The sequence below is a fragment of the Streptomyces sp. NPDC005820 genome, assembly GCF_040630255.1.
In the GTDB taxonomy this organism is placed as follows: Bacteria; Actinomycetota; Actinomycetes; order Streptomycetales; family Streptomycetaceae; genus Streptomyces.
In genome coordinates this window covers 70,072-94,677 of sequence record NZ_JBEXXE010000025.1, presented here as the reverse complement: position 1 = coordinate 94,677, position 24,606 = coordinate 70,072, and the positions used below count along the sequence as shown (strand labels likewise).

Genomic DNA, 24,606 nt, shown 5'->3' with positions numbered 1-24,606 from the left:
ACTGTAACCACGCGCTTGTGGCCGGAGAACAGCTTTCCGCAGCTGGTAAGGAACTGTTCTTCGCGCAAGTCACGGCAAACCGGGGCAGGTTGCGCACACGGACCCTCCACAACTGGATCCCTCGAGGATCCCTTGACAAGAGAATTGGTCTGGACCAACGTATTGTCATGTCCCCACATAAACGAGTGACGAGACGGACGAGACTCTGGTCGGGGGCGGTCACCGCCGCCCTCACCCTCTCCCTGGCGGGCGCGGCTCAGGCGTCCGCCGCGGACCTGAACAACGCGAAGAACGCCGGCTTCGAGTCCGGCCTGACCGACTGGTCCTGTACGGCGGGCAGCGGTACGACGGTGTCCTCACCGGCGCACGGCGGCGCGGCCGCCCTGAAGGCCACCCCGGCCGGCCAGGACAACGCCAAGTGCACCCAGACGGTGGCCGTGAAGCCCGACTCCACCTACACGCTCAGCGCGTGGGTGCAGGGCGGCTACACCTACCTGGGCGTGACGGGCACGGGCACGACGGACGTCTCCACCTGGACCCCCGACTCCTCCACCTGGACCCAGCTGCGGACCACCTTCACCACCGGCTCCTCGACCACCTCGGTGACGGTCTACACCCACGGCTGGTACGGCCAGCAGCCGTACTACGCGGACGACCTCTCGGTCTACGGCCCCGACGGCGGCGGAGGCGGCGGCCCGGCCCCCACGATCCCCGCCGCCCCCACGGCCCCGACGGTCTCGGGAACCACCTCCTCCTCGGTCTCCCTCTCCTGGTCCGGGGTGTCGAACGCGACGGGCTACAACGTCTACCGGGCGGGCACGAAGGTGGCCTCCGTGACCGGCACCTCGGCGACCGTGACCGGGCTCGCGGCCTCGACGTCGTACAGCTTCCAGGTGACGGCGACGAACGCGGCGGGCGAGTCGCCGAAGTCGACGGCGGTGACGGGCACGACGACGGGCACCGGGAGCGGCGGTACGGGGGTGCCGAAGCACGCGGTGACCGGCTACTGGCAGAACTTCAACAACGGCGCGACGGTCCAGCGCATCTCCGACGTGCCCGCCGCGTACGACATCATCGCCGTCGCCTTCGCCGACGCGACGACGACCCCGGGCGCGGTGACCTTCAGCCTCGACTCCGCCGGTCTCGGCGGCTACACGGTGGACCAGTTCAAGGCCGACATCAAGGCCAAGCAGGCGGCCGGGAAGAAGGTGATCGTCTCGGTCGGCGGGCAGAACGGCACGGTGTCGGTGAGCGACGCGACGTCCGCGGCGAACTTCGCGAACTCGGTCTACTCGCTGATGCGGACGTACGGCTTCGACGGCGTGGACATCGACCTGGAGAACGGCCTGAACGCGACGTACATGAGCCAGGCGCTGCGGTCGTTGTCGTCGAAGGCGGGCCCCTCCCTCGTCCTGACGATGGCCCCCCAGACGATCGACATGCAGTCGACGTCCAACGCGTACTTCCAGACCGCGCTGAACGTGAAGGACATCCTCACTGTCGTCAACATGCAGTACTACAACAGCGGTTCGATGCTGGGCTGCGACGGCAAGGTCTACAGCCAGGGCTCGGTGGACTTCCTGACCGCCCTCGCCTGCATCCAGCTGGAGGGCGGTCTCGCCCCGTCCCAGGTCGGCCTCGGCCTCCCCCCCTCCCCCAGCGGCGCGGGCAGCGGCTATGTCTCCCCCGCAGTGGTCAACAACGCGCTGGACTGCCTCGCCAAGGGCACGGGGTGCGGCTCCTTCAAGCCTTCCAGGACCTACCCGGACCTCCGAGGCGCCATGACCTGGTCCACCAACTGGGACGCGGCGGCGGGGAACGCGTGGTCGTCGTCGGTGGGGGCGCATGTGCACGCGTTGCCGTGAGGTCACGCGGTAGTGGCGGCGGGGCCGTTCGCGGCCCCGCCGCCGTACGCCGTCGCACCCGCCTTCGGCAGCGTCGCCCACATCCGCGTCCCGCCGCCCGGCTCCCGGGACGCGCCGAAGCCCCAGTCGCCCTCGCAGGCGCGGCACACACAGGCCAGGACGCGGAGGGCTGCCCGGCGGCGGATGTCGCAGGCGGTGGCGAGGTGGGGGTGGGTGTGGCGGGGGTGGCTGTCGTAGGCGATGACGCGGAGGGTGTCGGCGCGGTAGCGGAGCGAGAGGTAGAAGTCGGGGGACTCCGTGAACTGGGCCGCGACCGCCGTCAGTTCGCCCACCGCTTGGAGCGCCGGGTCCAGCATGTCGTGCAGACCGTGAAGCTTGAGGACCTCACGAGTGGTCACCCGGGCGAGGGCGGGGCTGGCGAGGGCTGCGGGGAGGGTGAGGCTGTAGGAGAGGGTTTCGGGGAAGGGGGGCGTGAAGTCGGCGGGGAACTTGGGGGCGAGGGGGCAGAGCGGCAGGGGCATGGGGGGCTCCTCGGGAAAGCGGGCGGGCACGACGGCAGCTGGCGCCACGTAGTCGGTTCGTGACTCACTGTAGAGGGCATGATGGTTCAATAACCACGCCGATGGGGAAATTGACCCGATCGTGGGTGGTGGGCACCGATAGGCAGCAGACTGCTCAGGAACGCACGGAAGGAACGGCATGCCTCCGAGGACGACACCCACCGAACGTCAGCGGCGACTGGGCAGCGAGCTGCGCAAGATGCGGATGGCGGCGGGGATAACGGCCGAACAGGCTGCCGGGCTGTTGAGCCTCGACCGGGCGAAGATCTCCAACGTCGAGACCGGCATCCGCACCATCAGCCCGGAGCGGATCCGTACCCTCGCCTGCAATTGCGCCTGTTCGGACCAGGCATACGTCGAAGCCCTCGTCAGCCTGGCGCGGCCCGACGGGCGTGGCTGGTGGGAGCGCTACCGGGGCGCACTGTCCGCCGGGCTGTTGGACATCGCCGAGTTCGAAGCCTTCGCGACGCGGATGCGGACCGTGCACATCGCGCACATCCCAGGACTGTTGCAGACCAGCGACCACGCCCTCGAACTCTTCCGGGCGGTGCTGCCGCCGCTTCCGGAGCACGAAGTGGCCCTGCGGCTGGCGTACCGGGTCGAGCGGCAGCAAGCGCTGGACGGCGACGCCCCACCCGAGTACGTCGCCGTCGTACACGAAGCCGCTGTGCGGATGCGGTTCGGTGGCCGCAAGGTGGCCCGTGCACAGTTGGAGCACCTCTTGGACGTGTCCGAGCGGCCGACGGTACGGCTGCTGGTCGTTCCGTTCGCCGCCGGCACGTTTCCCGGGTCCGGACAGACGTTCACCTACCTGGAAGGTCCGTCTCCCCAACTGGACACCGTCCAGGTCGACAGCACCCACGGGCCGGAATTCCTGGGTGGGGAGGCACAGTTGGCCAAGTACCGTACGCATCTGGACTGGATGGAGCGCATCGCCCTCTCCCCCGAAGCATCGCGCGACTTCGTCCGGGACATCGCCAACAGCCTGTGAGGAGACGCCCCATGGACGACATCACCTGGGAGGAGCCCTTCTGCGGCGAGGGAGCGAGCTGCTTCCGCCTCGGCACCGATCCCACCGGCAACGCCTACATCGCCATAGCCGGCGCCGAGGACTCCTATCTCACCGACTCCCGGGAAGCCCTCCGCACGATGATCCGGGACATCAAGGCGGGCAAGGCCGATCACCTGCTCTGACGGCGCAGGGCGCGGGCGCACCAGCCGATGATCGCCGCGTTGCACAGGGCGCCGAAGGCGACCGCGAGCACGAGCATCGAGACGTGGTCCGGGAGGAAGAACAGGACCAGGCTGGCCGGGGCCGTGGCCAGGAGGGGGATGACCCCCGCCATGGACTCGCCCGAGTCGTCCAGGGCGGTCGCCACCAGGGCCCACACCAACAAGCCCGCGCAGACCGCGAGGTAGACGAGGGCGAAGACGTCGGTGAGCACGTGGCGCAGGCGGCCGGTCACGGTGTCGGTCACGGGAGGGTCTCCTCGGTCGGCCGGTCAGAGGTGCAGGCCGGGTGGGTTCGGGCGGGCCAGGCCCAGGTCGTAGGCGAGGATCGTCGCCTGGACGCGGTCCCGCAGCCCGAGTTTGCGCAGCAGGGCGTTGACGTGGGACTTGACCGTGCCCACGGTGATGCCCAACTGGTCGGCGATCTCGGCGTTGTTGAGCCCGGCCGCCACCAGGGTGAGGACGCCCCGCTGGCTGGCGGTCAGGGTGTCCAGTTCGGGGGCCGGGGTGCCGGAGGAGGTCCCGGCCCCGGCGCCCGAGGCGTAGTGGCCGATCAGCCGCCGGGTCGCGGAGGGGGCGAGCACGCTCTCGCCCGCCGCCACCACCCGGATGCCCTGGAGGAGTTCGGCGGGCTGGACGTCCTTGAGGAGGAAGCCCGAGGCTCCGGCGCGCAGGGCGTCGAAGACGTACGCGTCGAGGTCGAAGGTGGTCAGGACGAGCACCCGGGGCGCGTCCTCCCGGCCGGTGATGATGCGGGTGGCGGCGATGCCGTCGAGCTCGGGCATGCGGACGTCCATGACGACCACGTCGGGGCGGAGTTCCTCCGCCAGCCGCACCGCGCTCGCGCCGTCGCCGGCCTCGCCGACGACCGTCAGGTCCTCCTCGGCGTCGATCACGGCGGCGAACCCCGCCCGGACGATGCCCTGGTCGTCGACGACCAGCACCTTGAGACTCATCGTTCCCTCTTCTCCTCACCCTGCTCCGCCGCCGGCGCCAGCGGCAGCCGAAGGCCGACCGGGCCGGATGCCTCGGTGGTCAGGGTGCCGCCGAGCGCCGCGATCCGCGCCGTGAGCCTCTCCCGTACGGCGGGGCGGGCGCCAAGCGGCACACCGGTGGCGGTCAGCGTCAACGTATCGCCGTCCGTGTCGAGTTCCAGCAGGGCGGGATCCTCGCCGCCGGCCGCGAGCAGTGTCTCGGCGGCATGGTAGGCGGTCAGGTCCACGGCCGTGGGCAGCCGGTCCGGTACGCGGTCGGTGAGCCGTATCTCGACCTCGCGGCCGGTGGCCCGGCACTGGGCGGCGAGCAGGTCGAGGGCCTGGAGGGTGGGCTGGGGGCGCAGTTCGGGGGCCGTCTCGTCCTCCCGGACCGCGTCGAGCAGGGCCCGCATCGCGGCCAGGGCCTCCCGGGCGCGGCCGGCGGTGGAGTCGAGCCGGCCCGCCTCCGCCTCGGCGGTCATGTCGGCGGTGCGGGCCAGCACGGTGGTCTCCAGCCCGGCGGCGATCCGGCGCCGCTCGGCCCACGCCTCCCGGACGGCCTCCTCGGTCCAGGCGGCGAGGCGCTCCTCGCGCGCGCCCCGGTCGGCCCGCTCACGCCGCCCACGCAGACTCCCGACCCACACGGCGGCACCGGCCGCCGCCAGGGCCACGACCATGGCACCCCCGGCCACCGCCCAGCCGGGCACCGACGTACCCCGGTCCAGAACGGCCACGGTCGCGGCCCCCGCGTGGACCACCACCGCCGCCAGGACGGCCGCGAGCAGCGCGCGATCCTCGAAGAAGGTCGCGGAGCCGGCCGTCCGGCGTTCCGCCCTCGCCGTGAGGGCCGCGCAGGTGGCGAGTGCGCTCAGCGCGGGCGGCAGGAGCACCGGGCCGGTGTAGTCGCCCAGCGCCATCGCCACCGGCCACAGCGGGGCCAGGGCGAGCACCGCGGCGAGGGCGGGCCGGGGTGCCCGGCGCAGCCACAGCAGGGCGACCGCCTGCGCCGCGGCGAGCAGGGCGAACAGCGCGCCCGCGGTGATGTGCGAGGTGTACGACGCGGTGTCCGCGCGGATCACCAGCGCGGGGAGCAGCGGTTGGAGCGACAGTCCGAGCGCGGCGACGACCTGGGCGAGCCGGTAGCCCCGCGGCACGCTTCCCTCCACCGGCCCGGAGCTCCGGCCGGGCAGGACCGCCCGCACCTCCCAGCCGCCGTCGGCCGTCGGACCGGTGCTCAGGGTGCCGCCCGCCTCCCGGGCGCGGGAGCGCAGGAAGCCCTGGCCGCGCCCGCCGCCGAGACCCGCGCCGTGTGCCGCCGCTCCGGCCGGCGGGGCCGCGCTGGTGACCACGACGTCGGTGCGGGTGTCGCCGTACCGGCACAGCACCGTCGTACGCGCGCCGGGTGCGTGGCGTGCCACGTTGGTCAGCGCCTCGCGCACGATGCCGTACGCCGCGTCCGCCACGATCCCCTCCGGGAGGGGTTCGATCTCGCAGTCCACCGGCTGGTCGAGCCTGCGGAACCCCGCGACGAGCGCGAGCAACCGCTCCTCGGGCGTGGGCAGTTCCTCACGCGAGGGCGTCGGCGCCCGGACCGCGCCGAGGGCCCGGGTGACCTCCCGGCCGGTCTCGGCCGCGAACCGCAGCGCCTCCTGGGCCAGTTCGGGGCGCCGCTCGCGCAGCCCCAGCGCCGCGCCCGCGGTGACCACCACGGCGGTCAGATGATGGGCGCTGACGTCGTGCAACTCCCGTTCCATCCGGCGCCGTTCGGCCGCCGGGAGCCGGTGACGCTCGGCCTCGGCGCGGCGCAGCGCCCGCTCGGCCGTCTGCCGGGCCCGCCGCACGCGCCGGGCCACCAGGCCGCTGCCGCACGCGGCCACGTACAGCAGGGCGGTGAGGGCGACGCCGAGGCCGTCGCCGTCCCTGAGCCCGTGCAGGGTGACGTCCTGCGTGAACTGCCAGAAGGGGAGCGTCACCACGCACAGCAGGGCGGTGAAGGTGTCGCGTTCGCTCGCGACGGTGAACAGGGCCAGCGCGACGCCCGCGGTGCCGAACACGGCCACCGCTCCCGGGGGCAGCGGGCCTGCGCCCAGCCCGCAGGCGACGGCGACCAGGACCAGGGTGGTCACCGGGCGGGCCCGGCGCTGGGCGAGTGCGGCGGTCAGCGGTCCGGCGACCAGGGCGGCCACGAGCAGGTCGGACGCGGAGGGGACGGTGCCGCGCACGAGCGCCGCCCCGGGCCACACCAGCGCCTGGACGCAGATCAGCAGGACCGGGATCAGCCGGTCGTCGGTTCGCTTCATGGTGCGCCCAGGCTATGTCCGCTGGTGAAGGGCCCGACTCCCGCTCGGGTCGTATTCCCGCCTCTTACCTGGGTTGCAGATCCCCCACCCGCTCCACCTCCGGTTCGAACCCCTCAATCGTCCTGCGGCGCGAGGACCGGGCGGGCCCCCGACCCTAGGCTCGATCACATCGAGGAATCCCTCCACCACTCATCTACACACGGGGAATCACCATGTCCAAGCGCGTTCTCGTCTCGTCCCTCATCGGTGCCGTCGTCGCCCTCGGCGGGGTGGCCGCGGGCGGTCTGGCGTGGGCCTTCGCGCCCACCGACCCGTCCGTGGAGAACAGCTCGGTGCGGTACGCCGCCCCCTCGGGCGACCGGGCCGGCTCGGTCACCTTCACCGCGGACGTGATCGACGACAACGGGATCAAGGGCCTCAAGGTCCTCGCCTGGCCCGCGAGTTCGAAGCTCGACCCGACCGAGGCGGAGCTGCGGCACGTGGCGGACGCCGCCTGCCGGGCCGTCTCCGACGAGACGTACCGCTGCACCTACACCCTGAAGGTCACGCAGGCGGAGGCCGCCGACCTGGCCAAGGGCACCTGGTACGTGTCCGCCCTGGCGACGTCGAAGGACGGCGCCACGACGTTCGTCCCGCACGCGGCCACCTTCCAGGTCGCCTAGCCCATCGGGCGGTAGTGGCCGAGCACCCACGCCAGCTGGGCGAACCAGGTCTGGAGCAGTTCGCGTGGTCGGGCGTTCACGACGCACTCGTACACCCGGCCGTCCAGATGGATCACGGCGACCATCAGCGCCTTGCCGTTGGGGCTCGCCTGGTAGTGGACGCTCCGGATCTCCGGCCAGGGGAAGTCGACCGTGATGTCGTACATCTCGAAGGCCACTCCGGAGACGTCGACGACGATCGAGTTGTGCTTGTCGACGGCGAGGAACTCCGGTCCGGGAGCGGGCGGTTGCGGCGGTCCCGGGGCGTACTGGGGCGGAGGCGGTCCGAAGCCCGGCGGGACGGCCGGGGGTGGCGGCGGCTGGTCTGTCACCCCGGCAACCTACCCGGCACCCCCCTGTGACCCCACTTTCGGTCCCCCCTGAAACATTTCCCCTGTCCCACCGCATCAATGAGGTGAGGACGGCACAGGCGCCGAGACGGCGACCGAGACAGGGGGACTCGAATGAGAAAGGTCCGTGCGGACGAGTACGCCGAGTTCGCGGCGGCGCGCACCGGGCATCTGTACCGGTCCGCGTGTCTGCTCACCGCCGGGGACACCCACCTCGCCGAGGACCTGGTCCAGGAGACCCTCGGCAGGCTGTACGTCCGCTGGGGCCGGGTGTCCCGGGCGGACAACCCGGCGGCGTACGCGCAGACCGTCCTGACCCGCACCTTCCTCGCCCATCAGCGCAGACGCAGCAGCCGGGAGCGAGCCGTGGAGGCGTTCCCGGACCTGCCGGACGGCGGCGGCACCGACACACCGCTCAGACTCACCCTGCTCCAGGCCCTCGGGCGGCTGCCCGCGAAGGACCGGGCCGTGGTGGTGCTGCGGTACTGGGAGGACCGGTCGGTCGAGCAGACCGCCGGTGCCCTCAACGCCAGCTCGGCGGCCGTACGGACCCGGTGCTCACGGGCGCTGGGACGGCTGCGGGAGCTGCTCGGCGAGGACATCGGCGAGTACGTACGTCCCTGACCGCGCCCCCTCCTGTCGTAGAGCACCAGCGCACCCACCTCACCCGACGTCATCTCCAGCCCGTGGAAACGGTGGTTCACCATGCCCGCAGACCAGCACACCGGCCCCTTCGAGGACCGGCTCTCCGCCGCACTGCACGAGGTCGGCGGCACCTTCGACGCCCCGCGCACCGAACTCGCCGCCGCCGGCGCCCGGCGCGGCAGGCGGCTGCAGTTGCAGCGCCGGGCCGCGATCGCGGGGAGCGCGGCGAGTCTCGCGCTCGTGGGGGTGGGCGGGGCGCTGCTCGTGCCCTGGCACGGCACGCCCGCCCCCCGGCCCGCCTCGGTCGCCGGCAGCGGCACCCCCGAGCCGGCGCGGTCCTACTCCGCCGACGACGTCGTCCGCACCCTCCAGCACCTCCTGCCCCAGGGCAAGTTCACCAGGACGGAGGCGCGCGGCACGGACGAGGAGCTGCCGCCGCTCGCGGTGGGCGTGTTCGACGACGGCCAGGGCGAAGGGTCCCTCTCCCTGGGGCTGGAGCGGATCACACCGACCGGCCGGAACCTCAACCCCTCCGCCGAGGTGATGCCCTGCCCCGAGGGCACCCAGTCGGGCTTCGACAGCTGCACGACCGAGGGACTGTCCGACGGCTCGGCGATCACGGTCTACCAGGGGTACGAGTATCCCGACCGCCGGGTCGACACCAAGGCGTGGGGCGCCGACCTCGTCACCCCAAACGGACACCATGTCAGCGTCATCGAGTGGAACTCCCCGGCGGAGAAGGACAAGCCGGTCACCAGGACCGATCCGCCCCTCGGGCCGAATCAGCTGAAGGCGCTGGCCTCCGCCGCGCAGTGGCGCGAGATCATCGACGCCCTGCCGAAGGAGGAGGCGCCGACCGCCGTCGGCAGTGCCCCCACCCGCCCCGGGGAGCTGTCCGGGCTGACGATCCTGCGCAAGCTCAAGCTGCTGCTGCCCAAGGGGGCCGAGGTCGTCTCCAGCGGCAGCCAGGAGACGGAGTACGGCTACTTCGTCGTCGACGACGGCAAGGGGCGCAGCCTCGTCCAGATCAACGTCCAGCCCGGCATGTCCGACGTCGCCGGCCAGCTCTTCGGCTCCGACGCCGAGACCCTCGCCGACGGCACCCTGGTCACGGTCCGCAAGGCGCCCGGTGAGAAGGGCGGGGCGGGGGTCGTGATGTGGACGGCGGACACCCTGCGCAAGGACGGGCTGCGGGTCGTGGTCAGCGCCTTCAACACCGGTGACCAGAACAAGGCCGCGACCCGCAAGTCGCCCGCCCTCTCCCTCGGCGATCTGCGGAGGATCGCGCTCAGCCCGGAGTGGCTGACCGACACGGTCGCTCCCTGAGCCGGCAACCGCTCGAGCCGGCTACCGCTTGAGCCGGCTACTGCTTGAGCAGCGCCAGGATCTCCTCCGTGGTCCCCGGCTCGCCGATCAGCGGGAAGAGGTACGACACGCTGTGCCGGTGGGCGTCCTCGTTGATGTCGGTCATCGCGTCGACCGCGAACGTGACGTGGTAGCCGTGCTCGTGGGCGGCGCGGGCGGTCGACTCGACGCCGAGGCTGGTGGCGATGCCGCCGAGGACGATCTGGGTGACGCCCCGGCGGCGCAGCTGGAGGTCCAGGTCGGTGCCGTGGAAGGCGCCCCAGGCCCGCTTGGTGACCTGGACGTCCCCGTCGTGGCCGGTGAGCGGTTCGGCGATCGGGCCGAGGTCGTACGGGCGGGAGCGGCCGCCGGCCAGCCGGGCCGCCTCGCTGCGGCCGGGCACGGCGTCGGCGCCGTCCGGCGAGGTGGCCATGCGGACCAGGATCACGGGGGCGCCGGCGGCGCGGAAGGCGTCGGCGAGCGCGGCGGCCCGGGCGACCACGTCGGCCGCCGGGTACGGCTTGGTCGGGGCGGCGAGCGTGCCCGCCTGGAGGTCGATCAGCACGAGGGCGGTCTTGTCGTCCAGCACGGTCGCGGTCACGGCGGGCACCTCTCCTAGGGGAGCACGAGCCTAGGAGAGGTACTTGCCAAACTCAAGCTTGAGTAACGCAAGTTTGCCCCGCGTCACCGATCGGTGCCCGAAAGGACCGGCCGCTCAGAAGAACTCCGCCCACGGCTGGTCCGCGACCTGCTTCACGCACAGCACCAGGAACAGCAGCCCGGCCAGCACCAGCATCGCGTTGCTCACCGGCCCGTTGCGCCACTCACGGGGCGTACGGGAGGAGTTGAGCAGCCACAGCAGCGTGCCGGCCAGGAACGGCAGGAAGGCCGCGCCCAGGACGCCGTACAGGATGATCAGCCGGAAGGGCTGCCCCTGGAAGAGCAGCACGATCGGCGGGAAGGTCAGCCACAGCAGGTACAGCCGGAACGGCCACGAGCGCTCGCGCTCCCCGGAGGCGACCTCCGCGCCGCGGGCCGCCTCCCGGGTCCGGGAGCGGGCCACGAAGTCGGCGAACATCAGGCTGACGCCGTGCCAGACGCCGATCAGCGAGGTGAAGGAGGTGGCGAAGAAACCGATCAGGAAGAACTTCGCCGTGGCCGCGCCGTACTCGGCCTCCAGGATGTCGCCCAGCTGGACGAGCCCCTTGTCGCCGCTCGCGATCGCGACGTTCGCGGAGTGCAGCAGTTCGGCGCCGACGAAGAGCATCGCGATCACGAAGATGCCGGTCGTGACGTACGCGACGCGGTTGTCGAGCCGCATCACCTTCATCCAGCCCGGGTGGGTCCAGCCCTTGGCGTTGACCCAGTACCCGTACGCCGCGAGGGTGATGGTGCCGCCGACGCCGCCGATCAGCCCCAGGGTGTTGAGGACGGAGTCCTTCTCGTCGGGCAGCACGGGCAGCAGCCCGGCGAGGGCGTCCGGCAGATTCGGGGTGACCCGCACCGCGAGGTACACCGTCACCGCGAACATGACGCCGACCAGCACGGTCATGACCTTCTCGAAGACCGCGTACTTGTTGAACCACACGAAGACGAGGCCGACCAGCCCGCACGTGATGCCCCACCACTCGAGGTCCATCACGTCCGGGAACAGCGCCTGCAGGGGCAGCGCGCTCGACGACATCGCCGCCGCGCCGTAGACGAAGCCCCAGACGACGGCGTAGACGACGAAGAAGTACGTCGTCCAGCGGCCGAGGCTCGCCCAGCCGTCGAAGAGGGTGCGCCCGGTGGACAGATGCCACCGCCCGGCCGCCTCGGCCAGCGAGATCTTCACCAGACAGCCGGCGACCGCCGCCCAGAGAAGCGTGTAACCGAAGTTGCTGCCCGCGATGAGGGTGGCGACCAGATCACCGGCGCCCACCCCCGTCGCGGCGACGACGATGCCGGGCCCGATGTACTTCCAACTGCTCTTGCGGGGGGAGGTGTTGTCGGTGTTGTCGGTGTGGTCGATGCCGGATGATGCCGGGGTGTCAGTGGGGTTACCCGTGGTGTCCGCCATGATGGTAAAGAAAACCTAAAGGGGACCGGCCCGGCAAGAGGGCACACCTGACCTAGTCGCACTCGCACGTGCCGAGTTCGAACCACACCGTCTTCCCCGCCCCGCTCGGCCGGCACCCCCACCGTCGGGCGAGCGCGTCCACCAGGAACCCCTGTGGGGCGTACTCCCCGCCGTCCTCCACCTCGCAGCGCAGTGTCCCGTGCGCCGCCGTCAGCGTGAGCCGGAAGCGGCTCGCGGACTGCAACACGGCGTTCGTCGTCAGCTCGCTGACGAGCAGTTCGGCCGTGTGCGCGAGATCGCCCCGGTCCGCGAGCCCCCAGAGCTCCAGCTGTCTGCCCACCTGCGCCCGTGCCTCCCGCACGGCGAGGGGATGGGGGTCGTACTCCGCGCTCCAGTGGCCGGCGCCCATCGGCGGCTGGGGATAGGCACCGTAGCGAGGGGCGGGGTCCGGGCGGGGTCCTCCGCCGGAGAGTCGCAGCATGGCCATGCCCTCAGGATGTCCTCCCCCGGCCTTTCCCGTACGGGGAGGACTACCCGATTCCGTACCCGCACCGCTTACGCGGGTGGGCTCACGCGTACTGCAACCGTACGGCCGTACCACCGCCGCCGGCGTCGCGGACGTCGACGTACGCGCACACCTGACGGGCGTACCAGAGCCCCTGCCCGGGGGCCGGCCCGGCGGCCGGGGGCGGGACGAAACCGACGAGCGGGTCGTCGATCCGTTCGGCCAGGGAGAGCTCGCAGACACAGCCGGGCGCCTCGCCCCAGAGCACCGCGCCGGTGACCCGGCCGAGGGTGGCGGCCTCGGTGACCGCCGTGGTGAACGCCTCCGCGTCGGCCGTGCCCAGCCCGCACCCGGCGGCCCAGGCGTGCACGGCCTCGGGCGCCGGCTCGACGAGCCGCCGCGCGTCGGACGGGGTCGGCGGCAGGGGTACGGCGTCCAGCTCGGCGGCGATCCGGACCGGGTCCTCGTACACGCCCGTGCCGGGGTGGGCGCGGCGGGCCGCCTCGACGAGGACCGCGCCCGCGGTACGGGTGTCGTAGACGCACATCGCGGTGGTCGCCGCGGACGCGAAGAGGAGGTTGGCGAGGGCCTCGTAGCGGATCCACTCGGCGCTCTCGCGCGGGGAGCGGCCGGCGCGGCCGTTCCACACCGGCTCCATGAGGAGGTGCATCCGGCCGCCGGGGCCGCCGTGTCCGGCGAGGTGGGCGGCGGCGCGGGCGACGGCGTTGGCGGCGGAGCCGGTGTACCAGTCGGTGTGCGGGAGGAAGCCGATGTGCCGGGCGTCGGCGCCGAGGGCGTCGCGCAGGAGGTCCAGCCGGTCGGGGGCGAGGATCGCCATCGGCGGTGGCTCGTCCACGGCGGCGAGTCCCTCGGCGAGGAAGGGAAGGGCGTCGGCGAGGAAACCCTCGTCGGTGCCGAAGACGGTCATGCGGTGGTCGAACATGCCGGACAGGGACGACGGGGAGGGCGAGGACGGAGCGGTCATGGGTCCCTCGTGGATCGGTGGGTGGGTCGGGTGCGTACGGGCGCGGGGTGCGGGTGTGGGTGCGGGGTCCGGGTGCGGCGGTGGCGCGGCGGGCCGCTCAGCGCTGGGCCGTCACCCAGGCGGCGATCTGGCTGCGGTTGCTGAAGCCGAGCTTGCTGAGGATGCGTTCGACATGTCCTTCGGCGGTGCGGCGGGCGATCACCAGACGGTCGGCGATCTGCTGGTTGGCGAGTCCCTCGGCGACGAGTCCGGCGACCTGGGCCTCGCGCCGGGTGAGGCGGACGGTGGGGGCGGGCGGCTCCTCGGGGTGGCCGTCGGGGCGGGGGAGCCCGGTGCCGTCCCCCGTGTCGTCCAGGACGCGGGCGGCGAGTTCGGGCAGGGCGAGAGCGGCGCCCCGGTCGTAGGCGCGGCGGTAGGCGGCGGGCCCGATCGCCTCCCGGACACGGTCCTCGGCGGCGCGGCGGGTGGCGTTGAGGCAGGCCGAGCCCCAGCGGTCGCGGTCCACGTCGGTCCAGGCGCGGTCGGCGCCGCCGAGGACGAGGGCCGCACGGCCGTGGGCGCCTCGGTCGGCGGCGATCCGGGCCAGCAGATCGAGGGTGAGGCCGATGCCGACGACGTCGTGCACCGCGAGCTTGAGCCGCAGCGCCTCACGGGCGTGCGCCTCCGCCCGCTCGCCGTCGCCCTTCACGGTGTGGGCGAGGGCGAGGATGCGTTCCCCGTACGACAGCACCCACTGCTCGCCGTGCTCCGCGCACAGCCGGCGGATCTCCTCGCACACCTCGATGGCCTCGTCGGCCCGGCCCAGGAAGGCGAGGGCGCAGGCGAGTTCGACGTGGTCCAGGCCGAGAAGACTGAGGTGCTGGCCGGGGGCGCGGCCGCGGGCCACGGCGGTGCGGAAGTGGGTGAGGGCGCCGGGGATGTCGTCGCTGAACAGCCGGATGACGCCGATGGCGTAGTCGGCGTGGGCGGCCTCGGCCCGGTCGCCGAGGCGCTGCGCGAGGGCACGGGCCTCCTCGGCGCGGCGGCGGCCCCGGGTGAGGTCCTCGGGGCAGCCGGCGAGCAGGCCCGCCGTCCACAGGGCACGGGCCCGTTCGGGGGTGGGGCCGGGGTTGGCGTCGAGGGCGCGGTCGAGCCAGTAGCGGCCCTCGCGCGGGGCGCCGCAGGCGTGCCAGTGGAACCACAGGGTGCCGGCCAGCCGCAGCCCGGCGTGGGCCTCGCCGGGGGTGGTGAGGCTGAAGTCCAGGGCGGCGCGGATGTTGTCCCGTTCGGCGCGCAGCCGGGCGACGATCCCGGGCTGCCCGGACCCGAACCACTCCCGCTCACAGGCGGCGGCCAGCTCCTGCGTCCAGTCCCGGTGCCGGACCCGGGCGGCCCGCTCCTCCCCCGGCATCTCGCGCAGCCGCTCGAGCCCGTAGTGCCGCAGGGTGTCGAGCAGCCGGTAGCGCAGCCCACCGTCGGGCGCGGCCTCCCGGCACAGAACGGACTTGTCGACGAGCCCGGCGATGGCTTCGAGAACCTCGGAGTATCCAGCCCGTCCGGGGGTCCCCCCTCCGGGGGAGTTTGCGGACGAGGCCCGTTGAGGGCCGACACGGGGGGCGCGAGGGGCGGAGCCCCCCGCCACGGCCCCGCACACCGCTTCGGCGGCCTCCAGATCGAAGCTGCCGGCCAGCACCGACAACCGCGCCCACACCGCCTGCTCCCGCTCGTCGCACAGCTCATGGCTCCAGTCGACGGCCGCCCGCAGGGTCTGGTGGCGGGGCAGTACGGCGGGGCTGCCGCCGGTGAGGAGGCGGTAGCGGTCGTCGAGGCGGGCGAGGAGCTGGTGGACGTCGAGGACACGCATCCGGACGGCGGCCAGTTCGATGGCGAGCGGCAGTCCGTCGAGGCGGCGGCAGAGACGGGCGACGGCGGAGCGGTTCGCGGCGGTGAGGCGGAAGCCGGGGACCACCGCGGCGGCGCGGTCGGCGAACAGGGCGAGGGCGGGGTAGCCGTCGGCGGCGCCGAGGTCGCCGTCGGGGTCGGGCACCGGCAGCGGCCGTACCTCCATCAGGTGTTCCTCGGTGAGGCCGAGGCGGTGGCGGCTGGTGGCGAGGACGCGGATGCCGGGGGTGCCGTGCAGCAGGGCGCCGGCGAGGGCGGCGCAGGCGGTCGCCAGGTGTTCGCAGTTGTCGACGACGAGGAGCAGTCTGCGGTCACGTACCCGCTCCACGAGCGAGTCCAGGGCCGGGCGTTCGGAGTGGTCGTGCAGTCCGAGGGCGTCGGCCACGGCCAGCGGGACCAGGGCCGGGTCGTGCAGGCCGGAGAGGTGGACGATGCGGACGCCGTCGGGGAAGGCGCGGGCGACGCGGGCCGCGATCCGGCCGGCGAGGCGGGTCTTGCCCACCCCGCCCGGCCCGGTCAGGGTGACCAGTCTCGCCCTGGCCAAGAGTTCGCGCCCTTCGGCCAGTTCGCTCCGCCGGTCGACGAAGCTGGTCGTCTCCACCGGCAGGTGGCAGTCCCGGCGCGGCGCTGATCCGCCCATGATCAGCCAGTCCTCTGGGGGGTGCGTTCGTGCGGACCCTCAGGCTTCCCCGGGACGTACATATATGCACCTCGCCCTCACCCTCACGGGTGTACTTCAGCGAGGTCCGCTCGCCGCGACACGCCCATGCGTACACTGCGCCGCCGATCGACTCGCCCCTTTCCGCATGATTCAGGCCAAGCGGCTCTTTGTCGCTTATTGACCTGATCATGCCAACACCGGACCATGAGCGGCACCGCACCGCCGCACACAGCAAGCGCACAGCACGACCCCCCACACCCCCTCCCCACAAGGAGAGTTCATGCGACTTCGCATCCGCGGCTCAGGCGCCGGCGCCACCCGCGCCCGCAGCGGGAAACGGACCGCTGCCCTCGCCACCCTGCTGGCCCTCGCCCTCGCGGCCCCTCTCTCGGCGACGGCCGGCCACGCCTCCGCCGACAGCGCCCCGAAGGCCACCTCCTCCGCCGACGACATCCGCCAGTACGAGATCCACGTCGACCACAACACCCCGGTCACCCGCACCGCGATCGCCCGGGCCGGGGTCAGCGTCGACGAGGCCGACGAGGAGACCGTGGTCGTCTCCGGCCGCGCCGACCAGATCGGCAAACTCCGCGCCCAGGGGTACGAGGTCACCCCGGTGGGCTCCGCGCCCGACCGGCTCGCCGAGGACGAGGTGCGCCTCTTCGACTTCCCGACGGCGGACGCCAAGTACCACAACTACGCCGAGATGACCGCGGAGATCGACCAGCGCGTCGCGGCCTACCCGAGCATCATGAGCAAGCGGGTCATCGGCAAGTCGTACAGCGGCCGGGACATCGTCGCCATCAAGATCAGCGACAACGTCGGCACCGACGAGGCCGAGCCGGAGGTGCTGTTCACCCACCACCAGCACGCCCGCGAGCACCTCACCGTCGAGATGGCCCTGTATCTGCTCCGCGAGCTGGGCGCCGGCTACGGCAGCGACTCCCGGGTGACGAACATGGTGAACGGGCGCGAGATCTGGATCGTCCCCGACCTCAACCCGGACGGCGGCGAGTACGACATCGCCACCGGCTCCTACCGCTCCTGGCGCAAGAACCGGCAGCCCAACTCCGGTTCCTCGTACGTCGGTACGGACCTCAACCGGAACTGGAACTACAACTTCGGCTGCTGCGGCGGCTCCTCGGGCTCCACGTCCTCCGAGACCTACCGCGGGGCGTCGGCCGAGTCCGCGCCCGAGGTGAAGGTCGTCTCCGACTTCGTCCGCAGCCGGGTCGTGGGCGGCAAGCAGCAGATCACCGCCGGGATCGACTTCCACACCTACAGCGAGCTGGTGCTGTGGCCGTTCGGGTACACGTACTCGGACACGGCGACCGGGATGACGGCCGACGACAACGCCGCGTTCAAGGCGGTGGGGCAGAAGATGGCCGCCAGCAACGGGTACACCGCGGAGCAGTCGAGCGACCTGTACATCACCGACGGGACGATCGACGACTACCTCTGGGGCGTGCACAAGATCTTCTCGTACACGTTCGAGATGTATCCGACGTCCAGCTCCGGGGGTGGGTTCTACCCGCCCGACGAGGTGATCGAGCGGGAGACTTCCCGGAACCGGGACGCGGTGTTGCAGTTGCTGGAGAACGCGGACTGTATGTACCGGTCGATTGGTAAGGCCGCCCAGTACTGCAGTTAGGTGCGCGGTTCCTCGCGCCCCTGGTCGGCATCCTGAGCGTCCTCTTCGAAGTAGGCGTCGAGGACCTCGTCCAGCTGGTCCTCCCACTCCTTGAAGCGGGACCTGGCCGTCGCCTCGACCTCTATGGGGTACCAGCGGCGGTCAGGGGTGTGGACCGTGATGGTGAACCGCTTGCCGAAGCGCGGAGCCTCCGTCTCGATCGCGCCGATCTCGTCCCAGCGGAACTCGCACTGCTCCTCGTCGAGGGTCAGGCGAACTCCCTTGGCGTCGGCGACGATCCGCGCCCGGCGGTCGGAGGCCTCGAAGACGGGACCTTCGGAGGCCTCCTCCTCGGCGGGGGCCTCCTTCTCGGCCTCCGCGGCCGGGGCCTCGTCGACCCCGTCGGTCTCCTCGGCCTCCGCGGCCGGCTTCGCGTCCTCCGGCTCGTCCGCCTTCACGGGCGACGAGAGCCCGGGGATGAACGCCGGGTCGAATCCGGCGCCCTCCAGGGGCTTGCTGCTCGAACCTATCCGCTGCTGCTCCACAGCGCGAAGTATGGTCGAAGATCCTGTGCCGGACACAGCCAGCCCCTACTTCGTTACCGGAGACCTACAACGGAGAGGTTCACACGAACAGGCTCAACCCGGCGTGCGCCGTACCGTCGTACGGGAGGTGCGTGACCGTCAGTCGAGGACGGCGAGCGCGTCGATCTCGATGAGCAGCCCGGCGGGGAGACCGACGTAGACGGTCGTGCGGGCGGCGGGGGGAGCGGTGAGTTCCTGCTCCTCGAAGTACGCGTTGTAGATCTCGTTCATCTCCGCGAAGTGGTCCACGTCCGTCAGATAGACGCGGATCATCATCACGTCCTCCCAGCTCGCGCCGCCCTCCTGAAGGATCGCCTTGACGTTGGCGAGGGTCTGGAGGGTCTGCTCGCGCAGGGTGGGCCCGGCGGGCGTGGGGGGCCTGCCCTCCTCGGCGGGCAGGAAGCCGACCTGCCCGGCGACCTGGAGGATGTTGCCCTTGCGCACGCCGTGGGAGAACTTCGCGGGCGGGGTGGTGTGGGTCTTCGGGGTGAGCGCGATCTTGTCCGTCATACGGGGTCCTTTACTGGTGTTCTGCCGGAGTACTCACCGCTGATGGCGTCGGCCGTCCGGCGCACCAGCGGGCGCAGGGCGAGGAGTTCGTCGGCGGTGACGACGACGTTAGGCGCGGAGACCGACATCGCGGCGACCACCCGGCCGTCCGCGCCGCGGATGGGGGCGGCGACGCAGTTGATGGACTCCTCGTGGCCCCCGAGGTCGGTGGCCCAGCCCTGTTCCCGCACCTTCTCCAGCTCCCGCAGGAAAGCGGGGGCGTTGGGCGTGGAACGGGCCGTGTACATCGGGAATTCGAGCTGCTCGGCGACCGCGCGCCGCTCGGCCTCGGGAAGGTCGGCGAGGAGCAGCTTGGCGACGGCGGCGACCGTGATGGCGACGGGCTTGCCGATCCGCGAGTACATCCGCACCGGGTAGCGGCTCTCGACCTTGTCGATGTAGAGGACCTCGCCCTCCTCGTACACGGCGAGGTGCACGGTGTGTCCGCACTGTTCGTTGAGGTGGACGAGGTGGGGGTGGGCGATCTCGCGGACGTCGAGGTTCTCCATCGCCTCCTGGGCGAGGGCGAAGAGACGGGCGCCGAGGCGGTAGCGCTGGTCGGACTGGCGGTAGACCAGGCCGTGTTCATGGAGGGTGCGCAGCAGCCGCAGGGCCGTCGACTTGTGCACGCCGAGGCGGTCGGCGACCTGTCCGAGATCGGCGGGGCCCTCGGCGAGCAGCGGCAGGATGCTCAGCGCTCGGTCGACGGTCTGGCTCATGGGGTGGCTACCTCCTCCGGGGCCGCCCCGGCTTGGGTCCAGCCGGGGCCGAGTCGAAGTGTCCCCCACGCCTGGTCGTCGAGGGCGACGAGCCGGTCGGCGTGGCCGCGGGAGGGGGGTACGGCGAGATCACCGGGGACGGTGAGGACGGCGGCGGCCCAGAGGTGCCCGTGCCGCAACCGATCCCGCAGGGGGAGCCCCCGAAGGGTCCCGGACAGAAACCCGGCGGCGAAGGCATCCCCGGCACCGACGCTGGCCACGACGTCAACAGCCGGGGCGGGGACAAAGGCCCTACGCGAGTGGCCCTCCCCCGCACCCAAGACGAAAGCAGTAGCCCCCGCCCGTCCTTGCTTCACCACCAGAACCGGCGGCTCTGGCAACGCCTCCCGAATCGCCGAAGGCCCTCCCGCAACCCCCCACGCCCCCTCCGCCTCGTCCTCCCCCACGAACACGACATCCGCCCGCCGCGCCAGCTCCAGCAACACCCTCGGCCCCTCACCCGTCGGCCACAGACCACTGCGGTGGTTGACGTCGAAGGAGACGAGGGGCCGGCCCGGACCCGGCCCGGTCAGCTCCCACAGCAGCTCAAGGCACTCGGAGGACAACGCAGCCGTGATCCCCGAAAGATGCAGCACCCGCCCCGCCCGCACCGCCCCCGGATCGACGTTCGCCGTGCTCATCGCCGACGCCGCCGAGCCCGCCCGGTAGTACGCCACCTCGTGGTCCGCGCCGGCCCGGTCCCCCGCCGTACGGAAGTACACCCCCGTGGGACGGGAGGGATCACGGCCGACGGACGAGACGTCGACGCCGTACCCCCCGATCGCCTCGACCAGGTGATCGCCGAAGCCGTCCGCCCCGACCCGGCTGACCCACCTCACCGCATGGCCGGCGGCAGCCAACCCGCACGCCACGTTGGACTCCGCGCCGCCGATCGCCCGGTCGAAGGAGGGGACGTCGGCGAGTCGGCCGGGGCGCGTGGGCAGGAACGTGACCATGGATTCGCCGAGCGCGACGACGTCCACGACGTCGGGGGCAGTCACGATGGCCGTAGCTCCTCGTCGAGGGCGGAGGGTCACGGCGACGCCATTGACCCGGCATTGGCGTGGATGTTAGACAGCGATAAGCGATATACGCAATGAACGTTGCAGAGAATGCAACGGATCGATCAGGGAGGCCCAGTGTCCGGTACGGAAGCGCTCGCCCGCCTCGCGGAGGAAGCAGTCGACCACCGCTTCAAGGGCCTGCCGCCGGACGCCGACGGCCTCACCGTCGCCGAGCTGACCGCCCAGCGCCGCAACCTGTTCACCGACGGCTTCACGACCCCGGTCCTCGCCCTGTCCGCCGAGCGCCTGGAGCACAATCTGCGCCTGATGGAGACGTACGCGACCCGGCACGGTCTCGCGTTCGCCCCGCACGGCAAGACGACCATGGCGCCCCAGCTCTTCCGGCGGCAGCTGGACTACGGGGCCTGGGGCATCACCCTCGCCGTCCCGCACCAGGTCCGGGTGGCGCGGGCGTACGGCGTCGGGCGGGTGTTCCTCGCCAACGAGGTCGTGGATCCGGCGGCCCTGCGCTGGCTCTCCGGACAGCTCGACGCCGACCCGGACTTCCGGCTGGTCTGTTACGTCGACTCCGTGCGCGGGGTCGAGCTGATGGACGCGGCGCTCGCCGGGGCCGCCCGCCCGCTGGACGTCGTCATCGAGCTCGCCGCCGGGGAGGGCGCCCGCACCGGGGTCCGTACGGAGGCGGAGTGCGCGGCGGTCGCGGACGCGGTGGCCGCCACGGCGACGCTGAGGCTGGTGGGGGTCGCGGGGTACGAGGGCGAGGTCCCCGGGGCCGACGACGAGCGGGTGCGGGCCTGGCTGCGGCGGCTGGTGGCGCTCGCCGTCGGCCTCGACGGGGCGGGACGGTTCGCCGGGACGGCGGAGATCGTCGTCAGCGCGGGCGGGAGCGCCTGGTTCGACGCGGTCGCCGAGGTGTTCGGGGAGATCCCCGAGCTGTCCTCCCCCGTGCTGAAGCTGCTGCGCTCCGGCGCGTACGTCTCGCACGACGACGGTCACTACCGCCGGCTGACCCCCTTCAACCGGGTACCGGAGGAGGGCGCGCTGGAGCCGGCCTTCCGCCTGTGGACGCAGGTCGTCTCCCGTCCCTCCCCCTCCCAGGCGTTCGTCAACGCGGGCAAGCGGGACGCCGCCTACGACCTGGACCTGCCGTTCGCCCAGGTGGTCCGCCGCGACGGGACGGAACGCCCGGCCACCGGGGTGTCGGTCACCGCCCTGTCCGACCAGCACGCCTGGCTGCGCACCACCGAGGAGGCGGACGTGGAGATCGGCGACTGGGTCGGGCTCGGGCTGTCCCATCCGTGCACCTCGTTCGACAAGTGGCCGCTGATCCCGGTCGTGCGGGCGGACGGCACGGTCGTCGAGTACATCCGTACGTTCTTCTGACACATTCGTAGGCTCTGACCGAGCGGAGGGCCGGGCATGGAAGACCTCGTCATCCGGGACGCGGACGTCGTCGACGGCAGCGGCGCGGACTCCTACCGCGCGGACGTGGTGATCGACGACGGCAGGATCGTCGCGATCGTCAAGGAGGCCGCGGCGGCGGGCTGTCAACGGCCGAAGGCGGTGCGGGAACTGGACGCCGAGGGACTCGTCCTCTCCCCCGGCTTCATCGACATGCACGCGCACAGCGACCTCGCGCTGCTGCGCGACCCGGACCACAGCGCCAAGGCCGCCCAGGGGGTGACCCTCGAAGTCCTGGGCCAGGACGGGCTGTCGTACGCCCCGGTCGACGACCGCACCCTCGACGAGGTCCGCCGGGCCATCGCCGGCTGGAACGGCACCGGCGACGACATCGACTTCGACTGGCGGTCGGTGGGCGAGTACCTGGACCGGCTCGACCGGGGCATCGCGGTGAACGCGGCCTACCTGGTCCCGCAGGGCACGGTCCGCGCCCTCGTCGTCGGCTGGGAGGACCGCCCGGCCACACCGGGCGAGCTGGACCGGATGCGGCAGCTGGTGGCGGAGGGCCTGGAACAGGGCGCGGTCGGCCTGTCGTCCGGGCTGACGTACACCCCCGGGATGTACGCCGAGAACGCCGAACTGACCGAACTGTGCCGGGTGGTGGCCCGCCACGGCGGCTACTACTGCCCCCACCACCGCAGTTACGGGGCGGGTGCGCTGGCGGCGTACGCGGAGATGGTGCATTTGGCGAGGGAGGCGGACTGCGCCCTGCACCTGGCCCACGCCACCTTGAACTTCGGCGTGAACGAGGGCCGCGCCCCCGAACTGCTGGCCCTTCTCGACGAGGCGCTCGACGCCGGCACGGACATCACCCTCGACACCTACCCCTACACGCCCGGCTGCACCACGCTCGTGGCCCTGCTGCCGAGCTGGGCGCACGAGGGCGGCCCCCGGGAGGTGCTGCGCCGGCTCGCGGACGACGGGACCGCCGAGCGGATCCGCCACGACCTGGAGGTGACCGGCGCGGACGGCTGCCACGGGGTGCCGGTGGACTGGGACACCATCGAGATCTCCGGGGTGACCGACCCGGCGCTGGGCGACTTCGTCGGCCGTACGGTCCGGGAGTCGTCGTCCCTGCGCGGCGAGGCCCCCTGGGCGACGGCCCGCCGGCTGCTGCTCGACGACCGCCTCGGCCCGACGATCCTCCAGCACGTGGGCCACGAGGAGAACGTCCGGACGATCATGCGCCACCGCGTGCACACGGGCGGCTCGGACGGCATCCTCCACGGCGCGAAACCGCACCCGCGCGCCTACGGCACCTTCCCGCACTACCTCGGCCACTACGTGCGGGAGCTGGGCATCCTGTCCCTGGAGGAGTGCGTGGCCCATCTGACCGCCCGCCCGGCGGCCCGCCTCCGCCTCCCCGACCGGGGCCTGGTCCGCGAGGGCTACCGGGCGGACCTGGTCCTCTTCGACCCGCGAACGGTGGCGGCGGGCTCGTCCTACGCCACCCCACGCACCCTGCCCACGGGCATCCCGCACGTACTCGTGGACGGCCGCTTCGTGATCGAGAACGGCCGCCGAACGGACACATTGGCAGGCCGAGCGATCAGACGTACGCCACTACAGCTTGCCTAGGGGCGCGGGGAACTGCGCGACCAGCCCCCACGCACCCGCGCCCGAAAACGACGCTTACGGCTTGGGCAACACGCAAGCACTCGCACTCAGATTGAGCTGGTTCCCGGTCGTGAAGCAGGCCGGAATCTGATAGATCTCCTGCGCGTAGTTGATGCCCTCGCGCACGGTCACGGTCCCGCTCTCACTGACCTCGCACGGGTTGTTCACCGTGCAGCTCTCCCCGTCCTCGTTGCCGGTGTTGTTGACGGCGACGACCTTGCCGGTGGACTGGTCGATCACCGGCGAGCCGGAGGTGCCGCCGATGGTCTGGCAGGCCGAGGTGTAGCGGATGGAGTCCTTCCAGGTCCAGTCGCCCTCCTTGAGGCGGTACGCGAACCCGTCGATGTTGCAGTTGTAGAGCGTCTTCCAGTAGCCGGAGGCCACGGTGATGGCGGTGCCGGCGGTCGGGTGGGTGTCCTGCACGGTCAGCGCGGAGATCCCGTACGAGTTCTTGATCGTCGCGTAGGTGCTGGTGAGCTGGTAGATCGACACGTCGGTGTCGGTCATCGTGGCGTAGGCGAGCTTGCCGGCGCGCAGGGTCGCGACCCGGGTGCCGGAGGAGTTGAGCAGCCCGAAGGTCCGGGTGGAGGTCTGGTTGGTGAGGACCTCGCCCGGGTCCAGGAAGCCGGACGTCAGGCAGTGGCCGTTGCTGAGCACCAGCGCCGGGTCGGTGTCCAGGGAGTTCGGGAAGCGGATGACCGATCCGGAACAGTTGCTGAGCGCGACGGTCCCGGCGAGGGTGACGGCCTGCAACGTGGGTGCGGCCGCCTTGGTGTCCGCCTTGGTGTCCGCCTTGGCCGCGGGTGCCGCGACGGCCGGTGCCGCTCCGATCCCGGCGATGGCCAGGGCGGTGAGCGCGGCGACGAGAGGCTTTCTCATGTGGGGGTCCCCTCTTACGACGAGGCGACCGGAGATCTTCCGG

Annotated in this window: 24 protein-coding genes; 9 read left to right on the top strand and 15 right to left on the bottom strand. The window is 72.1% G+C overall.

What is annotated here, in order from left to right:
• The first annotated feature begins 167 nt into the window (after positions 1–167).
• On the top strand, positions 168–1,865 hold the full coding sequence (locus ABZ464_RS29055) for a glycoside hydrolase family 18 protein (RefSeq protein ID WP_359281327.1): 1,698 nt from the start codon (positions 168–170) through the stop codon (positions 1,863–1,865).
• Between the two features lie 2 nt (positions 1,866–1,867).
• Here ABZ464_RS29055 and ABZ464_RS29050 read toward each other — a convergent pair whose 3' ends face one another.
• Entirely contained in the window at positions 1,868–2,386 is a 519-nt protein-coding gene (locus tag ABZ464_RS29050) for an ATP-binding protein (RefSeq protein WP_359281324.1), read from the bottom strand.
• Positions 2,387–2,564: 178 nt separating this feature from the next.
• On the opposite strand from ABZ464_RS29050, the gene ABZ464_RS29045 reads away from it, so the two are divergent.
• Both ABZ464_RS29045 and ABZ464_RS29040 read left to right on the top strand, forming a co-directional pair.
• Complete coding sequence (locus tag ABZ464_RS29045) at positions 2,565–3,416, top strand: helix-turn-helix transcriptional regulator (protein ID WP_359281323.1); 852 nt, start codon at positions 2,565–2,567, stop codon at positions 3,414–3,416.
• A gap of 11 nt (positions 3,417–3,427) precedes the next feature.
• Positions 3,428–3,619 (top strand): hypothetical protein, encoded by a 192-nt coding sequence (locus ABZ464_RS29040; protein WP_359281320.1) that lies wholly within the window; start codon positions 3,428–3,430, stop codon positions 3,617–3,619.
• Here ABZ464_RS29040 and ABZ464_RS29035 read toward each other — a convergent pair.
• The 3 genes from ABZ464_RS29035 to ABZ464_RS29025 are packed head-to-tail and all read right to left on the bottom strand — an operon-like array spanning position 3,607 to position 6,929.
• A complete protein-coding gene (locus tag ABZ464_RS29035) occupies positions 3,607–3,903 on the bottom strand; it encodes a hypothetical protein (protein ID WP_359281319.1) in 297 nt (98 codons plus the stop codon). The two genes, ABZ464_RS29040 and ABZ464_RS29035, sit on opposite strands and share 13 nt — an antisense overlap.
• Before the next feature lie 24 nt (positions 3,904–3,927).
• Positions 3,928–4,611 (bottom strand): response regulator transcription factor, encoded by a 684-nt coding sequence (locus ABZ464_RS29030; protein WP_359281316.1) that lies wholly within the window; start codon positions 4,609–4,611, stop codon positions 3,928–3,930.
• Positions 4,608–6,929: a histidine kinase gene (locus tag ABZ464_RS29025; protein WP_359281314.1), complete on the bottom strand. Its 2,322-nt coding sequence runs from the start codon at positions 6,927–6,929 to the stop codon at positions 4,608–4,610. Before ABZ464_RS29025 ends, ABZ464_RS29030 begins: the two co-directional genes overlap by 4 nt.
• Positions 6,930–7,141: 212 nt before the next feature.
• On the opposite strand from ABZ464_RS29025, the gene ABZ464_RS29020 reads away from it, so the two are divergent.
• Complete coding sequence (locus ABZ464_RS29020) at positions 7,142–7,591, top strand: DUF5707 domain-containing protein (protein ID WP_359281312.1); 450 nt, start codon at positions 7,142–7,144, stop codon at positions 7,589–7,591.
• Here ABZ464_RS29020 and ABZ464_RS29015 read toward each other — a convergent pair.
• Entirely contained in the window at positions 7,588–7,962 is a 375-nt protein-coding gene (locus ABZ464_RS29015) for a hypothetical protein (protein WP_359281309.1), read from the bottom strand. The two genes, ABZ464_RS29020 and ABZ464_RS29015, sit on opposite strands and share 4 nt — an antisense overlap.
• 132 nt (positions 7,963–8,094) lie before the next feature.
• Between ABZ464_RS29015 and ABZ464_RS29010 the strand changes: the two genes are divergently transcribed.
• The gene (locus ABZ464_RS29010) at positions 8,095–8,604 is read left to right on the top strand and encodes a SigE family RNA polymerase sigma factor (protein WP_359281308.1); all 510 of its coding nucleotides are present in this window, start codon (positions 8,095–8,097) and stop codon (positions 8,602–8,604) included.
• Between the two features lie 81 nt (positions 8,605–8,685).
• A complete protein-coding gene (locus tag ABZ464_RS29005; RefSeq protein WP_359281305.1) occupies positions 8,686–9,951 on the top strand; it encodes a hypothetical protein in 1,266 nt (421 codons plus the stop codon).
• 37 nt (positions 9,952–9,988) lie between these two features.
• Here the strand turns inward: ABZ464_RS29005 and ABZ464_RS29000 are convergent, their stop codons facing one another.
• The 5 genes from ABZ464_RS29000 to ABZ464_RS28980 all read right to left on the bottom strand — a co-directional run bounded on the left by ABZ464_RS29000 (position 9,989) and on the right by ABZ464_RS28980 (position 16,039).
• On the bottom strand, positions 9,989–10,570 hold the full coding sequence (locus tag ABZ464_RS29000) for an isochorismatase family protein (protein ID WP_359281302.1): 582 nt from the start codon (positions 10,568–10,570) through the stop codon (positions 9,989–9,991).
• 114 nt (positions 10,571–10,684) lie between these two features.
• Positions 10,685–12,028 carry an Nramp family divalent metal transporter gene (locus tag ABZ464_RS28995; protein ID WP_359281299.1) on the bottom strand — a complete coding sequence of 448 codons (1,344 nt, stop codon included), beginning with the start codon at positions 12,026–12,028 and terminating at the stop codon, positions 10,685–10,687.
• A gap of 52 nt (positions 12,029–12,080) precedes the next feature.
• Positions 12,081–12,515 carry an ATP-binding protein gene (locus ABZ464_RS28990; protein WP_359281296.1) on the bottom strand — a complete coding sequence of 145 codons (435 nt, stop codon included), beginning with the start codon at positions 12,513–12,515 and terminating at the stop codon, positions 12,081–12,083.
• Positions 12,516–12,597: 82 nt separating this feature from the next.
• Positions 12,598–13,518, bottom strand: coding sequence for an MEDS domain-containing protein (locus ABZ464_RS28985; RefSeq protein WP_359281293.1), 921 nt, complete (start codon positions 13,516–13,518; stop codon positions 12,598–12,600).
• 97 nt (positions 13,519–13,615) lie between these two features.
• A complete protein-coding gene (locus ABZ464_RS28980) occupies positions 13,616–16,039 on the bottom strand; it encodes a LuxR C-terminal-related transcriptional regulator (RefSeq protein ID WP_359281290.1) in 2,424 nt (807 codons plus the stop codon).
• A 301-nt stretch (positions 16,040–16,340) separates the two neighbouring features.
• Here ABZ464_RS28980 and ABZ464_RS28975 point away from each other — a divergent pair, with 301 nt between their 5' ends.
• Positions 16,341–17,711 carry a M14 family metallopeptidase gene (locus ABZ464_RS28975; protein ID WP_359281287.1) on the top strand — a complete coding sequence of 457 codons (1,371 nt, stop codon included), beginning with the start codon at positions 16,341–16,343 and terminating at the stop codon, positions 17,709–17,711.
• Here the strand turns inward: ABZ464_RS28975 and ABZ464_RS28970 are convergent.
• From ABZ464_RS28970 to ABZ464_RS28955, 4 genes are all read right to left on the bottom strand, one after another.
• The gene (locus tag ABZ464_RS28970; protein ID WP_359281285.1) at positions 17,708–18,235 is read right to left on the bottom strand and encodes a hypothetical protein; all 528 of its coding nucleotides are present in this window, start codon (positions 18,233–18,235) and stop codon (positions 17,708–17,710) included. The two genes, ABZ464_RS28975 and ABZ464_RS28970, sit on opposite strands and share 4 nt — an antisense overlap.
• A gap of 138 nt (positions 18,236–18,373) precedes the next feature.
• The gene (locus tag ABZ464_RS28965) at positions 18,374–18,784 is read right to left on the bottom strand and encodes a RidA family protein (protein ID WP_359281282.1); all 411 of its coding nucleotides are present in this window, start codon (positions 18,782–18,784) and stop codon (positions 18,374–18,376) included.
• Entirely contained in the window at positions 18,781–19,542 is a 762-nt protein-coding gene (locus ABZ464_RS28960) for an IclR family transcriptional regulator (protein WP_359281279.1), read from the bottom strand. The genes ABZ464_RS28965 and ABZ464_RS28960 overlap by 4 nt, the downstream gene beginning before the upstream one ends.
• Positions 19,539–20,582, bottom strand: a complete 1,044-nt coding sequence (locus ABZ464_RS28955) for a sugar kinase (protein WP_359281277.1) — start codon at positions 20,580–20,582, stop codon at positions 19,539–19,541. The genes ABZ464_RS28960 and ABZ464_RS28955 overlap by 4 nt, the downstream gene beginning before the upstream one ends.
• 138 nt (positions 20,583–20,720) lie before the next feature.
• On the opposite strand from ABZ464_RS28955, the gene ABZ464_RS28950 reads away from it, so the two are divergent.
• Positions 20,721–21,989: an amino acid deaminase gene (locus ABZ464_RS28950; protein ID WP_359281274.1), complete on the top strand. Its 1,269-nt coding sequence runs from the start codon at positions 20,721–20,723 to the stop codon at positions 21,987–21,989.
• Between the two features lie 36 nt (positions 21,990–22,025).
• On the top strand, positions 22,026–23,645 hold the full coding sequence (locus tag ABZ464_RS28945) for a D-aminoacylase (protein WP_359281271.1): 1,620 nt from the start codon (positions 22,026–22,028) through the stop codon (positions 23,643–23,645).
• 54 nt (positions 23,646–23,699) lie between these two features.
• Here the strand turns inward: ABZ464_RS28945 and ABZ464_RS28940 are convergent, their stop codons facing one another.
• On the bottom strand, positions 23,700–24,563 hold the full coding sequence (locus ABZ464_RS28940) for a serine protease (protein WP_359281268.1): 864 nt from the start codon (positions 24,561–24,563) through the stop codon (positions 23,700–23,702).
• Positions 24,564–24,606 lie beyond the last annotated feature (43 nt).

Excerpts from the sequence above, each read along its gene's own strand:
- ABZ464_RS29055 (WP_359281327.1), top strand. The coding sequence starts at position 168 with ATGTCCCCACATAAACGAGTGACGAGACGGACGAGACTCTGGTCGGGG.
- ABZ464_RS29050 (WP_359281324.1), bottom strand. The coding sequence starts at position 2,386 with ATGCCCCTGCCGCTCTGCCCCCTCGCCCCCAAGTTCCCCGCCGACTTC.
- ABZ464_RS29045 (WP_359281323.1), top strand. The coding sequence starts at position 2,565 with ATGCCTCCGAGGACGACACCCACCGAACGTCAGCGGCGACTGGGCAGC.
- ABZ464_RS29040 (WP_359281320.1), top strand. The coding sequence starts at position 3,428 with ATGGACGACATCACCTGGGAGGAGCCCTTCTGCGGCGAGGGAGCGAGC.
- ABZ464_RS29030 (WP_359281316.1), bottom strand. The coding sequence starts at position 4,611 with ATGAGTCTCAAGGTGCTGGTCGTCGACGACCAGGGCATCGTCCGGGCG.
- ABZ464_RS29025 (WP_359281314.1), bottom strand. The coding sequence starts at position 6,929 with ATGAAGCGAACCGACGACCGGCTGATCCCGGTCCTGCTGATCTGCGTC.
- ABZ464_RS29020 (WP_359281312.1), top strand. The coding sequence starts at position 7,142 with ATGTCCAAGCGCGTTCTCGTCTCGTCCCTCATCGGTGCCGTCGTCGCC.
- ABZ464_RS29010 (WP_359281308.1), top strand. The coding sequence starts at position 8,095 with ATGAGAAAGGTCCGTGCGGACGAGTACGCCGAGTTCGCGGCGGCGCGC.
- ABZ464_RS29005 (WP_359281305.1), top strand. The coding sequence starts at position 8,686 with ATGCCCGCAGACCAGCACACCGGCCCCTTCGAGGACCGGCTCTCCGCC.
- ABZ464_RS28995 (WP_359281299.1), bottom strand. The coding sequence starts at position 12,028 with ATGGCGGACACCACGGGTAACCCCACTGACACCCCGGCATCATCCGGC.
- ABZ464_RS28990 (WP_359281296.1), bottom strand. The coding sequence starts at position 12,515 with ATGGCCATGCTGCGACTCTCCGGCGGAGGACCCCGCCCGGACCCCGCC.
- ABZ464_RS28985 (WP_359281293.1), bottom strand. The coding sequence starts at position 13,518 with ATGACCGCTCCGTCCTCGCCCTCCCCGTCGTCCCTGTCCGGCATGTTC.
- ABZ464_RS28980 (WP_359281290.1), bottom strand. The coding sequence starts at position 16,039 with ATGGGCGGATCAGCGCCGCGCCGGGACTGCCACCTGCCGGTGGAGACG.
- ABZ464_RS28975 (WP_359281287.1), top strand. The coding sequence starts at position 16,341 with ATGCGACTTCGCATCCGCGGCTCAGGCGCCGGCGCCACCCGCGCCCGC.
- ABZ464_RS28965 (WP_359281282.1), bottom strand. The coding sequence starts at position 18,784 with ATGACGGACAAGATCGCGCTCACCCCGAAGACCCACACCACCCCGCCC.
- ABZ464_RS28960 (WP_359281279.1), bottom strand. The coding sequence starts at position 19,542 with ATGAGCCAGACCGTCGACCGAGCGCTGAGCATCCTGCCGCTGCTCGCC.
- ABZ464_RS28945 (WP_359281271.1), top strand. The coding sequence starts at position 22,026 with ATGGAAGACCTCGTCATCCGGGACGCGGACGTCGTCGACGGCAGCGGC.
- ABZ464_RS28940 (WP_359281268.1), bottom strand. The coding sequence starts at position 24,563 with ATGAGAAAGCCTCTCGTCGCCGCGCTCACCGCCCTGGCCATCGCCGGG.